14 protein-coding genes are annotated in these 14,970 nt (G+C 45.9%); 4 read left to right on the forward strand and 10 right to left on the reverse strand.

What is annotated here, in order from left to right:
• Positions 1-126 precede the first annotated feature (126 nt).
• The 10 genes from MHN79_RS16820 to fliD all read right to left on the reverse strand — a co-directional run bounded on the left by MHN79_RS16820 (position 127) and on the right by fliD (position 7,751).
• Positions 127-1,080, reverse strand: a complete 954-nt coding sequence (locus MHN79_RS16820) for a catalase (RefSeq protein ID WP_239173838.1) — start codon at positions 1,078-1,080, stop codon at positions 127-129.
• 156 nt (positions 1,081-1,236) lie between these two features.
• Entirely contained in the window at positions 1,237-1,524 is a 288-nt protein-coding gene (locus MHN79_RS16825) for a hypothetical protein (protein WP_114786884.1), read from the reverse strand.
• A gap of 50 nt (positions 1,525-1,574) precedes the next feature.
• Entirely contained in the window at positions 1,575-2,570 is a 996-nt protein-coding gene (locus MHN79_RS16830) for a flagellar motor protein MotB (RefSeq protein ID WP_239173839.1), read from the reverse strand.
• Between the two features lie 2 nt (positions 2,571-2,572).
• Complete coding sequence (motA, locus tag MHN79_RS16835; RefSeq protein ID WP_152429902.1) at positions 2,573-3,427, reverse strand: flagellar motor stator protein MotA; 855 nt, start codon at positions 3,425-3,427, stop codon at positions 2,573-2,575.
• A gap of 9 nt (positions 3,428-3,436) precedes the next feature.
• Positions 3,437-4,165 carry a FliA/WhiG family RNA polymerase sigma factor gene (locus tag MHN79_RS16840; RefSeq protein WP_275436524.1) on the reverse strand — a complete coding sequence of 243 codons (729 nt, stop codon included), beginning with the start codon at positions 4,163-4,165 and terminating at the stop codon, positions 3,437-3,439.
• A gap of 11 nt (positions 4,166-4,176) precedes the next feature.
• The gene (locus MHN79_RS16845) at positions 4,177-4,674 is read right to left on the reverse strand and encodes a flagellar basal body-associated FliL family protein (RefSeq protein WP_239173847.1); all 498 of its coding nucleotides are present in this window, start codon (positions 4,672-4,674) and stop codon (positions 4,177-4,179) included.
• A gap of 20 nt (positions 4,675-4,694) precedes the next feature.
• A complete protein-coding gene (locus MHN79_RS16850; RefSeq protein WP_239173840.1) occupies positions 4,695-5,708 on the reverse strand; it encodes a flagellar hook-length control protein FliK in 1,014 nt (337 codons plus the stop codon).
• 2 nt (positions 5,709-5,710) lie between these two features.
• Entirely contained in the window at positions 5,711-6,025 is a 315-nt protein-coding gene (locus MHN79_RS16855; RefSeq protein ID WP_114786889.1) for a LafD, read from the reverse strand.
• Entirely contained in the window at positions 6,009-6,395 is a 387-nt protein-coding gene (gene fliS / locus MHN79_RS16860) for a flagellar export chaperone FliS (protein ID WP_239173841.1), read from the reverse strand. Before fliS ends, MHN79_RS16855 begins: the two co-directional genes overlap by 17 nt.
• 9 nt (positions 6,396-6,404) lie before the next feature.
• Entirely contained in the window at positions 6,405-7,751 is a 1,347-nt protein-coding gene (gene fliD / locus MHN79_RS16865; protein ID WP_239173842.1) for a flagellar filament capping protein FliD, read from the reverse strand.
• Positions 7,752-8,362: 611 nt separating this feature from the next.
• On the opposite strand from fliD, the gene MHN79_RS16870 reads away from it, so the two are divergent.
• From MHN79_RS16870 to MHN79_RS16885, 4 genes are all read left to right on the forward strand, one after another.
• Positions 8,363-8,818, forward strand: a complete 456-nt coding sequence (locus MHN79_RS16870) for a hypothetical protein (RefSeq protein WP_152429906.1) — start codon at positions 8,363-8,365, stop codon at positions 8,816-8,818.
• 56 nt (positions 8,819-8,874) lie between these two features.
• Complete coding sequence (locus tag MHN79_RS16875) at positions 8,875-13,290, forward strand: PAAR-like domain-containing protein (protein ID WP_239173843.1); 4,416 nt, start codon at positions 8,875-8,877, stop codon at positions 13,288-13,290.
• Positions 13,291-13,299: 9 nt separating this feature from the next.
• Positions 13,300-14,247 (forward strand): hypothetical protein, encoded by a 948-nt coding sequence (locus MHN79_RS16880; protein ID WP_239173844.1) that lies wholly within the window; start codon positions 13,300-13,302, stop codon positions 14,245-14,247.
• Between the two features lie 18 nt (positions 14,248-14,265).
• Positions 14,266-14,970: hypothetical protein (locus MHN79_RS16885; protein ID WP_239173845.1), on the forward strand; the 705-nt coding region annotated here is incomplete at its 3' end.

Here is a 14,970-nt window from a genome sequence, read left to right on the forward strand (position 1 = left end):
GATTAAAAGGCTGGATATTAGCAGGTTTATTGACTCATTTGCTACTCGTGGTGATTAATATAGTGATTAATTTATCAAAGAGATTGACACTTGGTTGGATTTAGGGAGGGATACCCCTCCCTTCTATTACTGCTCAGAAAGTCTTCTTCCAAGCCCAACAGCATAAACTGCAGAGCGCGCAGCCAGCATAGGGTCTTCTGATGGAGCAAAGCCTTGACTTATTGCCATGGGATCAAAGTTCATATTGGCGCAAGTTCCCTCACTTTCAGCAACCGCTTTATTTACCGTCAGTTTTGCAACTGTGATCTTCTCATTGTCATCACTCCACTTGATATGCGGATTTAAGATATCGTCATCTTGATTGGCGAGAGTTAACACCATATCCCAAGATACGCCACCATTTTTGATATTGGCTTGCATATTCTCCAAGAAAAAATCAGTCTGTGGTGTTTTGACAATGCCATGCTCTCCAGAAGGGACAAATGACCAACGCACTGGGGTTTTCTTTCCTTGATCGTTCACTAAGTAAAAGGTGTTAATACTGTTGTAGGTTGCCCCTTCATAGGGATGCAGTTCACTACTCAGCGCTGAGTGATATTTTTTATATTCTTGAATTTCTGGATGAGCTTTTACGAAAGCATTGGTTGCTTCTGGGCCCTCTGCTTGGGCAGCGAGAAATGCCATAAAGTCAGCCACGGTTGAGGTTGGAAAGAAATGTTCCGTATTCATACTCATCATATGAATCTGGTTATCAGCGGTGGTGATTTGAAATGCTAGACCGTAGTGACCAGGCTGATTATCAGCAGGGTTCGCTTTACCGCCTTTGTGAGAGACACGGCCATACACTTTGGAGGTGCCAGAAAAAATTGGGCTGTTGGATAACTGACTAACAGCGCTATCGGTTGGTGTGAACTCACCTTCAAAGCAAAAACCTTTGGTGTGATTTCTGCGTTTTCCTTCGGTAACGCCAAACAGTTTTTCAAATGTATCCAGATTTTGCGCTGGGCTTCTTTGTTCTTGAGCTAAGTTTGGTGTGCTAACTATCGCAAGGCTTGTGGCTAAGGCAATTTTATTCAACATAATTTCATTCCTATTTTGGGCAATTTAATTGTGCACAATATATTTTGTATCAGAAAAGAATCGTTATGTATAGAAAATAATGATAATTAAGTAACTAAATTTTACAGAGTGCGGGAAATCCTAAGCAGAAGGAAGCCCCAAGAATGGTTTTAAATATCAGACAAGAAAGAAAAAATACAGGAAACAGACAAAGGCTAATAAGGTAGCCGACAAGGTAGGATAAATAATATAGGCGTCACGCTGATCGGTGCGCTGAAAGCACAGAAAGCTTAGCAGCACATTATAGATGACCAGTAAGGTACTGATGGCCGTGCCACCGTTAAGTGTCAGTTCGTACAACTGGAAGAGAAATAAAGACAACAATCCATAGTCAATAACGATAAGCCATAAGAAGGCTTTACGCAGTGGATCTTTTTTCACGGGCTGATGAACAAATTGAGGCATGTGGATAATTACGCTTGAGTTATCAGGCGCCAGTAGAGCGCCTGTTGAAGTTAAAGTTGTTGAAGAGGCGGCAGTGTAGCTTTCGAAGGTGCTTGGCGTGCATCAATCACCTTTTGACGAACCACAGGTTGGTTCTCTTTAGCTTGTTGCTTTGCCTGTTCGATGGGATTATTCGGTCTATTAGAAAAAAGCGTTTCTAAGACTTTGGCGGCGGGTGTGGTGAGCACAAAGAGTTCAATGCGGCGATTTTCGCTCGATTCAGGGTCGGCTTCATTGAGCAAAGCTTTGTCTGACATTCCCGTCACTTGCAATACGCGCTCGTCTGGCATGCCGCCGGCGACCAGAGTATGCCTAGCAACATTGGCCCGCGAGGCCGATAAATCCCAGTTTGAACGGCGATCTAAGTGCCCAATGTAACGTGTTGAATCTGTGTGGCCACTGATGATAATAGGGTTTTCAACTCTTTTAAACACAGGCGCTAAAGCTAACAACAGGTCTTGAAAAAATGGCGTCAGTTTTGATGCGCCGCGGCTAAACATGAATTGTCGCTCGTCATCTTGCAAAACGATTCTCAGGCCCTGAGGTGTCACCGATATATGAACATTACCTTGGGCATTAATTTGTTTGACTAGGTCTTCAATTACCTTGGCTAGTGCGGCCAATCGCTCTTGGGTGTCAAACTTGCCTGGAATCAGAGAATCGGTTTCTGGGCCATCGCCATCACCTTGAAAAAAGGAGCTGACAACATGATTGGAGTCATGTCGACTTGGCACCGAAGAATCGGTTGCTAAATCAATCGGCGAAATACTTTTAAGAGTATCAAATGGATTGCCATTACTTTTGTCAAACACGCTTGCGCTTTGAAGGTGAGCCATAATTGCTCTGCGATCTTCTTTATCGACAATTTGCATCACCCATAGGACCAAAAATAAGGCCATTAGGGCGATCATAAAGTCTGCAAATGCGACCTTCCACGCTCCGCCGCGATAGTCATCGTGCTCGAGCACCTTGCTTCGCTTGAACACAACCTGTTGTTGTCTTTGCATGTTTACTCCTGCTCAGCGAGCCATTTCTCCATTTGGTTAAATGTTGGTTTGATGTCTAGCTGAATGTGTTTACGACCCGCATCAATAGCCAATAACGTAGGCTTTTTCGCCGCATAAGCGACTAATGTTGCTCTGACACACTCAAACGCTGTCATGTTACGTCTTACTCGTTGAGCCATCGCATTGCTTAATGGGTCAAGGCAGCAGTAACAACCAAAGATACCGATAAAGGTCCCGACCAACGCCGCGGCGACATGGTAGCCGACCAGTGCGATCGAACCATCGATGGCTTGCATTGTGATAATAATACCTCCAACGGCGGCAAGAATTCCAAAGCCGGGTAGGGCTTCTGCGGTTCGATGCATAGAGCGCGAAGGCAGTAGCATTTCGGTTTGGATGGCTTCTATTTCTTGCTCTAGAAGGCCTTCTAATTCATGAGGCGACATTTGTCCCATCGCCATTAAGCGCAAATTGTCGGTAATAAAAGAAATCAGCCGATAATCTTCTCCCACTTTGGGGTAGGCGAGAAAAATCGAGCTGTGGTGAGGTGCTTCGATGTGCGAATCGAGGAATTTAAAGCCTCGACTACGTCCGATTTCAAGTAAATGGTTAAGCAGCGCCATAAGCTCCATATAATACTGGTATTCCTCTTTTGGCGCTGACATGGTCGCTTTGACTTGGCGACGCATTTCTTTTAATACCTGAGGTGGGTTTCCTATGATCAGCGAGCCTGCTGCGGCGCCGATAATAATTAAAAATTCTGCAGGCTGCCAAATGGCGCCAAGCTGGCCGCCTGCCCACATATATCCGCCAAAGACACAGAGTAAGACGGTGATGGCTCCAAAAAACTTTTGCATGTGTGACTCCTAGGAGGATAAGTAGTAATTGAGTTGTTTGAGTGCTTTTTTATGTAGCTGACAAATTCTTGGTGGGGTTAAATCCAGCACCAAAGCGATTTCATTAAGATTGAGTTCGTGCTGATAAAACAAGGTCATCAAAAGCTGGTCGCGCTGGGGCAATTTAGCTAATGCAGCTTCAAGACTGCGGCGCGTATGCTCATGAGCCATGCCGTCATAAATGGCATTGGACTGAGTATCGACGCCGTTTTCAATCAGCTGATCTAAACTTTGCATTTCACCCGCCAGTGCAGCGTTTTGCCTTGTCAGTAAATCCTTTTTGTCTGTGCCGAGCGCTTGAATTATTTCCGCATCCGAGGGTTGGCGTCCAAGCTGGCGCATTAAATCTCTTGTCACATCATTGAGTTCATGGGCTTGCTGACGGGTTTGGCGAGAGCGCCAATCAAGGCGGCGCAACTCATCTAAAATAGAGCCTCGAATCCGGCAAACGGCAAAGGCTGGGAAGTGGTCATCATCAACATCGCCATAGCGTCTTCCAGCTTCAAGCAGACCAATTAATCCGATTTGCTGCATGTCCTCCACACTGCAATGCGGACTGACATGAACCCTAAGCTGATTGACGATTCGGTTAACCAGCACAGTATGCTTTTTCAGCAGCGCCGCTTCATCGATTGAGCTGTGCTCAGCAAGCGATTGGCTTTGCATGACATAGTCTTGTTCAACGTTCATATCCAACATGACGTCACTCCTTACTGCACGACATATTTGGTCAGCAGTACATCATCGATATCGCGCACTATGTCGGTTTTTTGAAAGGCGAGTAACACGGTTTGTTTGATTTCATTTTGCAGCTGTTCAATGGCGCCATCTTGGCGTAAATCCTCATACGTTTTATCGCTAAAGAGTTTGAGCAGCGCATTGCGCACTACTGGCATGTAGTCATTAATGTTGGTGATGCGCTGCGGCCGACGCGTTTCCACGGCCAAGCCCAACATCACAAAGTGCGACTGTCGCTTGCCTTTGATACTCAGCACCACCTTTTCTAAGGGATGGAAGCTGGGCTGAAACGCTTGGTCAGGATCGTCAGTTAAAAAGGCGAGTGGTGAATCCTCCACCCAAGAGTCGGCGTTGGCTTGCTCATGAGATTGCTTTACCAACCAAATACCACCAAAGACGGTAGCAGCAGAAACCAGAGCACTGGTGAGGATCATGGCGGAAAATACCGCGATCAGTTGTTTTTTTGTCATAGTCATTGCGCTATTCCTAATTAAGCGTGAGTACTGAGCCAATGCTCTGATGGGCTAAGAGAAAGTTGGTGGTCTGAATGCTCATTGCTGTCAATAATCATTGCCTGTTGCTCATTGGAATGGTTGGATGAATCCCGCGGAGTATCCCCAGAGCCAACATTGACATCGACATGCAAGAAGTTGTGATTTTGTAGCTCGGCTCTAAGCCTGTCTGAGACTTGCATCAGAGCTTCTCGCGTTGCTGTGGTACTGGCATTAATTTGCACGCTTAGCTTGTCGCCCTCCACACGCACCAATAAGTCCATCTTGCCAAGGTCTGGCGGGTCGAGGCGTATTTGTGCTTGCTGCAAATTTTGCTGAGCTTGAACCGAGACTCTGTCATGCAGCACTTGCATCATTTGCTCGCCCCATTTTGCTGAATTTGTATCTACCTTGATTGCAGCCCATTGTGCGGTGGGTGCTGCACTTTCAACGCCTGTATTAGCTTGCGCCGCAGCGGCTTGAGCGTTTGGCGCAGCGTTTAACCCAGTGGTTAGGTTTGTCATAGTTAAAGATGAAGGGCTATCCATGGGTACACTAGTGACAGACGCGACTTTGCTTGAAGCGGTGAGATAGTGGTTCGCTTGAGCCGAGTTAGTCTGTACAGCCTGCCCAATCCCTTCTTGCAGGGAAGTGACGGTTGGCCCTGTCGCTGCCATCGGTTTGTTAAAGCCTAACCTTTTGAGAGTAATCGGCTCATTTTGCCCTTTTCCATTTTCGGCATGAGCTAACGCGAGCGTTGAATGAATGTCTGGTGCACTGGGCATGTCTACTAGAGGCTGCGCAGCGTCCGCTTGGTTTGTCGCTTCTTTGGTACTCTCTTGGGTAGCCTGAGTGGATTTGACAGAATGTCGGGACTTACTCGAATTGGCCGCTTTGAGCGAAAACGAGTCACTGGGCGTTTTGTCAGCGCTGGCTGGGTTGGCCTTTTTAACCAAGCCTTGCACATTGGGTGCTTTTGCCGCCTGCGGGGCGTCAAGTGATAGCGTTTGCATGGCTAATACTCCAGATTCATGGCCAAATGATAGGCTTGCGCTCTTTCGTGTTGAGCGTTCACCACATTCATGTCGGTTTGCAGCTCACCCATGGCTTTTTCAAGTGCCTCAATCGCGGCTTTATGCTCGGCTTTGACATCGGCAATGACTCCTACAAAGTTGGGTTCTTTAAGATAGGGTTTATGAACCTTGAGCAGCTCCCTTAACTGCAGGTCATAACGTTTTAGCGAGTGCCAGTCTTGAGTTTTGGTTGCAATGTGAATCAACTGAGCAAGATGGCGAAATCGCTCGGGGGAGACTTTATGCTTGCTGACCAAAACTCATCCATCCTTCACGTATGTTGTTCATCACATGCTCAACGCTAGTCAGCTTATCGATATTGTTATCGACGCTGGCGTGGTAAAGCTCGATTTGGCAAAAGTCATAAAGCTGGTGGAGGCTTTGCGCTATTTCACCACCGTTATCACTATCGAGTGCGCTATCAAGGCCAACCAAAATATTCATGCACTTATTAATGCCTGCACCTTTTTCAGCCAATCGGCCTGAGGTAATGTGTCCGCGCACGCGTTCAATTTCGTTGAGTAAACCATCGATCAGCATCACCACCAATTGGTGCGGGTTAGCCGCCGCAGCTTGTGCGTCGAGATCAACCTGTTGATAAGAGCTGTAACCTGAATCCATTAACATAAAAATCTCCTAGAGTGGTTGCCCAAACAATGATTTGGTTTGATTCATTTGGGTCATGATGGCGTTCATTTGGGTAAACTGTTTGAGGTAGCGCTCGTAAGACATGTCGTACTTGCGATCGAGCGAGACCTTTTTGTCTTCAATCCGGTCAATATTTTGCTTGAGTGCGTCTTTGCGGGATTTAAACAGGCCGTCGGAAAATTGCAGGTAAGGCTTAACTAAGGTATCAAGCGAGTCGAGCAAGTTGTCATCGCCGTTGAACATATCTTCAAGTGCCGCGCTGTTGTTAGTTTGCGCTTTTTCAAAGGTGTCGGTGTCGAGTTTCATTTTGCCATCTCGACCAATTTCTATGCCGACTTGGCTAAGCCTCATGCCTGCAAACTCGCCGCGAACAGCGGATTTCACTTGGCTTTCAATTGAACGTAGAGTAGGGTCGCTTGCCAATGGGGCGCGAGTATTGGTTTCAACGTCGACTTTGCTGTATTTATCGAGCGTTGACATCAAAGCGTTGTAGGCATCAATAAACTGAGTGACTTGCTCCTTGGTGCCTTCTTTATCACCTTTAACATTCATGGTGAGTGGCGCGTCGCCTGCATCTTGCGCTTTGGTGACAGTGAGTTCAACGCCATCGATGGCATCATTAAAAGTATTGCTGCTGTTTTCAAGCTTGAGCCCACCGCCCTGTTCCCCAAGCCAAATGATGGCATTCTTAGCTGGGCTGAGCTCCTTGAGACTGGTAAACGCGTCTTCAAACCAGCTTTCACCTGTGCCAGAGGCAGAAACCTCGACGACGTTCTTTGCGCCCGTTTCTTCACTAGAAAGCATAAAGTGGGTTTTACCGCCAGATCGCACTAAGGTTGCGTTGACGCCGGGGTTATCTTCATGGTGGTTAATCGCAGAAGCGAGGTCAGCAATGCTGGCTTGGCCATCGCCATCACTGTCTAAGCTGGCTAAATCAAGCAGCAGTTCTTTTCCATTGACTTTTAATGTCAGTGTGCCCGTTAGCGGTACTTGGGTGCTTGGTTCTAAGGTCTCAGGCATTCCAACTGAAACTTGATGAGAGGTTGCCACCTTCTCGACAAAAATCTGGTAGCTTCCTGTCAGTGCATTCGATTCAGCGCTGGCGGTTAACACGCCTTCGCTTGACACTTTAGCGCTGTTTTTGATGATCCCAGAGCTGCTATTGTTCATCTCATTGACGGCGGTGCGAAACTCACGTAGCGCTGATTCGACTTTACCCAGTGCATCAAGCTTTGATTGGTACTGAGAGGCTTGCTTGGTATAACGCTGCTTAAATGGCTGCACATCAAAGGTCGCCAGTTGTTGCGCCATAGTGGCTGGATCGATTGAACTCATTTGAATACTCCTTTGTTGTTTGCGCTATGCCTTAGGGACACCCCAGACTTGATCCATTGGCTTACACAATTCGAAATCAGGTGTTTTGCAAGACAAGTGCCAGCTATTAAATCTATAAAAATCAGTATCTTGAATGTATTTTTAGGCGCTTGCGGAAGTGGTTTTTCCCATTTGGGTATTCCGCTATTTCCTGCTTTAGTTGGTCAACTTCCTAGTAGGATTGCCCCAATCGATCGAGGCGACCTGTGGCTGTGTTTGATTAAATTGAAAAACAGGCTTTGGCATTGTGATTGGTGAGTGAAACGTGCGGCTGATGGCCGTGGAAGGCGATCTGATGATGGGGGATGAACAGAAGAAATCTGTTGGCTGTCAGATCAAGTTGAAAAAATGTGTGAATTAGTACGGTATTTTAAATTAATTTCATAACCCAAAAATGCTTTTTGTCTGGCTGGTTTGTGGTCTATCAACGAGTGGTGGCGTAAATCTTGGTTTTAAAATGCAGGTTTTACTAGTGAAAAGCACGTTTTTGACTGTCATTTGGACACTTTTCATTTGGCACACGTGGTGGTAGATTCGCCCTCACATTTGATTATTTTGTGAGTATGATGGCCATGACTACGACTACGTTTGGTTCTAACCCCGCCTTTCGCTCTGCACGTTTCGGATTAATAAAACAGATCCACCCTGACAACCAACAAGTCAGCGTTGACTTTGAAGACAACCCAGCAGGTGAACCTATTTGGGCCTCGATTGGCCGACCATTTAGCCGCGCGCAGATTAATTTAGCGATCGATAATCAGCTCGAATGCAAGATCACATTTATGAACAGCGATCCTTCATTACCTATTTTGCGAGACATTTATTTCTCTTATCTCGATAAAAGAGAGCTAGTGATCAAAGCAGAAAAAGTGGTGTTGGAAGGCTCCAAGTCCGTCACCTTGCAAAGTAATAAAGCCTCAACTCATTATGATGGTCACAGCGGCCGAGTGACGACTAAAGCTCAGTACATCACCTCACAGGCGGAAAAGACGCAAAAAATTAAAGCCAGAAAAATCGACCTTAACTAGCTTTTTACGCCTTTAAAACACGAACCAATCAATCGCTCCCACGACGAGAATAGAGTATGCCAGTTACTATCAATGCCAATGGATTAAGTATCGTTCACAAAGGGTCAGGCGGTGAAGCTAATGCGACCTCTCCTGATGTATGTTTAACGACAGTCGGCCCTGCGGTTGTGCCGATTCCTTATGGTAACAACGCCAAGTCCGCCGATCTTGTTGATGGTACTACGACAGTCAGCGCCGATGGTGGCAATAGCATTGCCATTAAAGGCAGTAAATTTGCCAAAAGTACTGGCGACGCTGATGGTGACCAAAAAGGCATTTCGTCTGGGACGATTGAAGATGAAGCCGAATTTATTTCTGCCTCAGCCAATGTGTTCATCGAGGGTAAAGGCGTGGCGCGCCTGAGCGATCAAATGACCATGAATAAGGGCAACACAACTTGCATGGGCGGGGTACAAAACCCCTGTGTGACGGTTGCCCCTGAGCTTGATATTCCCTCAACGTGCGAGATATGTGTGCGTTATCCCAACGGCAAGCGTCTGACCAATGCCCCTTACGCATTAACCGATGAAGGGATTACGCCACTTGGCGCTGGCGCGCTAGATGGCTCAGGTAAGTCTTTTGTTTCTAGTTTAATGCCGGGCAAAGTTAAACTAGTGATGCAAGAGAGCCAAGATGCTTTTTGTCTCTCTCCAGTTCGGCGCACCAATCCACATTGCATTGAAGAAATCAGCGACGACGACTTTTTCGATAAGGCGCGCAAACGTAATCAAGGCTTTTGGCAACCGACACGGGTAGAAACTGGGCTGGCGCCATGGGGCGCAATTGGCCATGAGCTTACCACCGACCGCTATTTTCAAGATATTGTTGGCCTAGAAACACGCCTGCATTTTACCCACTTGCACCCTGCGACCGAGTTCAGCTTAGAAAAATCCTGTGAAACTTTAGTTGGCAATCTAAATATGCCACTGCCACACACCACAGAGGCTCTGCTTGCCTATAGCATGCCGATGATACTGGAAGAGGGTGAAATACTCTCGGCCATACTTCGCCTTGCGCCTTATGAAACCACAGATCGTTTGCTAGCTTTCATTCGCGCCCGTGGTGAGGGGAACCCGCAATCTTACCTAAACGATTATGATTGGGCGGCCGCGAAAAAAGCCGTCAATGAAAGCTTCGACAGCTTGCTGAAAAAGCTTCAATCTAGGTTGGAGTTTTTGCGCGACCAAGCCAGTAAACTTAAATACGCCTATTTATCTGATGAGCTATTTAACAAGCACATCAACACCATTAAGACCTACGGCAAGGGGTTAACTGAGCTTATCGCGGGCGTGTTTGCCAAAATGCAGCTTAGAGTGTCTACGTTAATGAGCAATACCGCCAACGTTAAGGTAATTAAAGCCGCTGACAACGTTTATTCTACTGAAGCTGGGGTAATTGAAACCGTAGTCAACACCACGCAAACCATCGACTTAGTCGAACCCTTTATGAACGAAGTGCCCGGTAAAATAGCCGATGTGTTGCCAATTTACCCAGTGCGCTATGGCTATGCCAACTTCTTTGACACCATTATGCCCGCCCAAGCGCCGCCCACCTTGCCTGAAATGGCCAGCGCTTCCGGCCTTAATGAAACCGGCGGTTATATTTTGCGCCTGTTGCGTGAAGGCTGGATTTACATCAAAGAGGAAGAGGGCAAAGCCGATAATCAGCAGATCCATATTTTCCGCTACGCGCAAACTGAAACCGCCACCGGTGTGATTGAAAAGTTTGAGAAATACTATTTCACCAACGAAGAAAACGCCCAAGACGGTTTAACGCTCGATATCTCATCCGGCGCGACTTTCTACCCGTTTGCGTTTGTCACCAATGGCACCCAAAAAATCTCGATTGCTTACTCAGAGCACGAATGGGCCGCCGACATCATAGATAAGATGAACAGCGACCAAGAATGGCGCACCCAAGCCATGCAGCAAGTTGACATGAGCGCCAGCGACGACTTTAGCGACACTGCTACTCAAGATACGTTAAGTAGTTTGGTGGAAGATTACCGCAGCCATGATGCGAAATGGCTAGCGGATAAAGAAGCGCAAAAGCCGACCGATATTGGCATGGATATTCTTACCACTCAACGAAGCTACCATCTTGTGGCTGATGAGTTAGTCGAAACCATGCAAAAAAGCCACAGCGAGAAAAAAGACGGCACCTTAGTGGTGTTATTTGACCCTGTTGGTCGCCAATTAGACATTACCAATAAGCTTCGTGCGGTGGTCGCTGAAGGGCAAGCTTATCAAGAAAACAATCTTTATCCATTGACAATTGGCACTTATGCCAAGGCTTGTATGGACAGTGAAGTGCCTGAAGTCAGTAAAGCTGCGCAAGAAAACCTTGATACTCAAGCGCTCACCGAGTTTATAAATAAGACTAAGACACAAAAAGAGGATACGGCAAAAGAGATCCAGCAGTGGCTCGATATAATGCATTATTATGTCGCCGGAGAAGGAGCGAAAAATGAGCTAGGCTCGTTACCTTTTTATCTGCACAATTATTTTGATCTTCGCCAAGAGGGTATTGTTAAGCCGATAGAGGAACTTGCTAAGCTGTTCTTTTTGCTCGGTACGCTTTTTGATGGTGTGACCGCCAGTGAAGAAGGCATGGAGACCATGGATGATTGGGTAGGCCAAGCGTTTGCAACTGCTGAGCTTACGCCGACAGACAATGTTCTTGGGATTATGTTTAAAGGTGCCAAGATGATTTTCACTCAGTGCCAAGGCGGTGACTGGCGTGAGCTTTCAGCCGATGTCTCCAAATATGTTCTTATTTCCCTTGGTAACTTTTTAGCGCGTATTCCTGTAGCCTTTTCCTATGTGGGTCAGCATGCTGGAAAATGGGCCAAGATAGCGGCCAATGCAGGGCTTGAGAATTTTTATAGGACAACATTACCTGATATCTTGGATGCGCTGTTAGGGGTTAAGATCAATGGTAAGAGAATTCCGGTATCACTCGATGATATTGAAGCGTTACTGGAAAAACAGGCTAACACGGGCAAGGCTGCCGCATTGTGGCAAAAGACGAAAACCAATTGGCATGAGCGTCTGCTTGATTGGTCGGAAGTCAAAGCGGATGCTAAAGAGCAACGTATTTTTCAATTGCTAGAGTTAGAAATAACGCCATCTAGCCCCAAAGAAGTAAAAGGTTTTTTTGAAAAAAGTAAAGTGAAAACATCCTTGCACATCACAGGAGGTGTGGTTGATGTTGGGTTCGCAGCTTGGTCTTTTTACTATAACGTTTTAGCAATGTACGACTTAGCATCGCAACAAGAGTATGCAGAGCTTGACCCAGTTAATGATAAAGATACCTTGTATGGCCTTGGTAAAATGGGTTCAACATTAATGGCGTTGGCGGCCGATAGTGCTGCTCTAACTCAATATGGAGCCAAATCCGCCAAGGCTACCGCTTCGATGTTTAATCGAGGACTTGGTGCCCAAGCGGTGCAGAAGTATCTTCCCAACTTAAGTAGTAAACTTGCCAGCAAGCTAAGGTTGGCAAATATTATGGCGTACAGTCAGCATATGGACACCCAACTGGCCAAGGTGCCTATTAGGGGGTTAGTCGCGGTAGCGAATATAGGGGTTGCGGCGGTATACTTTGCTGACGCCTTTACCGCCAATCGAAGCGGTAATAATGGGTTGCGAGATGGCCACTTAATTGGCGCGGCAGCAAGCCTATTAATGTTAGGCACACTAGCCTCAGGTCCAATTGGGTGGGCCTGTTTTGCTGTGGCTATGGCAGGTTTATTTTGGAGTGGGTATACCATCACCCGTTTTCAGAAAACAGACTTTGAGAACCTGCTATTTAGCTGCTTTTGGGGTAAAAGTAAGTACTATTCGTTTTGGGCAGACTTTATTAACGAAAAAGATATAGAAGTTGTATCACTTCGATTAGATATGATGGGATCCGATTCTTACTTGCGACATCAAAATTACATTGAAGCAGCATTTCAGATTGAGTCACAAGAATTTATTAATTATTTTTATTGGCCACAACTGAAGGTTGATAGAGATATATCTTCACAAGGGATATTGAGTGCAGAGCAGCTTTGTACTTTCCGTTTTATCTTACCTGAGTTTAAAATGGGAATTTCTCAATTGCATGGCACCATGTGTAATACCTTTATCTCGCGTTCAGGGACGTCAACTGTGGTAGCTAATGAAGCCATGACAACAACCTTTAAGCAGGCGTTGCTTGCGGCGTTGAATAACCCCGAGCAACACCAATTAAAAGAAGATGGGCTGCATTTAACTGTTGTGGCTAAGTTTCCAGTAGGATTGGGTATAAGCCCAAGTTTGCCGACACTAAAATGGTGCTACGAGCCTGAACCAGCGCTGGTAGTACCTAAACGTATGTTAACTTCATCCGGCAGTATTGATGGCCATATGATAGGCATGCTCGATGAGCGTCCAAACGATAAGTATTAAGGATTAATTATGCAGCGCCGTTTTATCGGACTATTCACCACCAAAGCCCAGCCTTTTTCCAAATGGTGGCAGGAGTTTCGCTCTGAGGTAGCCGTTATTCCCATGGAGGACCCGTTTGACCCTGTGGTGTCAGTGGATGATAAGGTGCTTACCGTAAGAACGGGCTACCATAACAGGCGCAACTATTATATTGTGCCATGGATGTTGATGCTTTCTATTCTGGCAACCTACTTTTCTTATGAGTCTTGGCCAGATTTCAACTATTTAGCTGAAAGGGCACACGAAAGCATCTCACGCATTCAAGAATTTCGTAGAACTGGGTATTCTCCCAGCTATGATATTAATGAGATGGAGGCATATCGGCGCGCAATGCTTGACGAAGAAGGTAAGGTAACTTTCTTTACTTATATGAGAGCATTGGAAGTTCAAGGCCGCTTAGGAGGTTTTGTAGAAGGTGCGGTGCTATTGGCCTTAACGTGGGTGATAACTGTGGCTATGTGGCTACTTTTCCTTCTCAAACCAAGAGATGCTGACATCTATTTTGACCGCCAACGGCAAATTGTTTATAGCTGGCGCCATGGCAGAGTGGGCGCGGCCTACTTCGATAAAATGGGTTTAATTGAAAACCACCTTGGCATTAACCTTGTGTTGCAGTTTGAAAACAAAAAACAACAGGGTTACAGCCCAATGGCGATTGTTGGTATTGATACCGGTAAGCTGACCTTTCACTCTGAAGCCGATACCACGTATCCACTCGCGCAAATCCTCGCCTTTATGGACCATGGTAAAAGCGCAGTGATCACTGGCCCTTCTTTTAAGCGCAAACCCGCCAAGTTTTTCTGGCGCATCGATCCTAAACCAGACAACTTTGAGCAACGCGTTAATGCCGCCCTAGACGCCGAAGGGGATTTTGTTCATCAATACCAAACCCGCTGGGTAAAAGGGCACGCGATATAGTCATAAGTGATAATAACGGTGAAAAGAAAAAACAGCCATGGTTTTTTATTTAGGTATCAATACCCACAAAAGCTAGTGAAATGGCGACAAGAATTTGCCAAGATCACTTCAATCAAACCTGAAGATGATCCACTTGAACCTTTTATGGAGGTCACAGATGATGTGCTTGCCGTGCGCAGCGCAAGAGATAACTTGCGGCTGCCGTTTCTTGCTCCATTAGTTATAGCCCTATGGTTTTTAGTATACACCTTTTCAAGTGATTTAGGTCCCAGCTCGCTGGCTCATGCTAGGGAAGTTCTGACTAGCTATCAAGTCAAAGAATCAATGGGGTATGAATTTAATGAATTTCACAGTAACCGTTATTCCTATTACAAAACCATGCTTGATGAGGATGGTAATTATACTCTTTGGAGTTACAGCCAAGCTGTATTTTCTTACGGAACAGAAACCCAGAAAAAATTTCTGATAAAAGACTTTGTTGTTTCTGGTGTTTCCCTAGGCTTGGCAATTTTCTTTAGCATTTTCTTTATTAATACTCCAAGACCTGCTGATATCTATTTCGATCGTAAAAAAGGGATTGTTTACACTTGGTTTTTTGGCCGTGTCGCTGCTTGTCGGTTTGAAAATTTAGGTTTTTTAGAACATAGAACAGGTCTGCAACTGTACCTTTATTGCGAAAATAAAAAAGGGAAAATTGGCTACTGTACTCAGCCTATCCTTATC

The sequence above is a fragment of the Vibrio sp. Of14-4 genome, from assembly GCF_022347625.1.
Taxonomy (GTDB): Bacteria; Pseudomonadota; Gammaproteobacteria; order Enterobacterales; family Vibrionaceae; genus Vibrio; species Vibrio pristinus.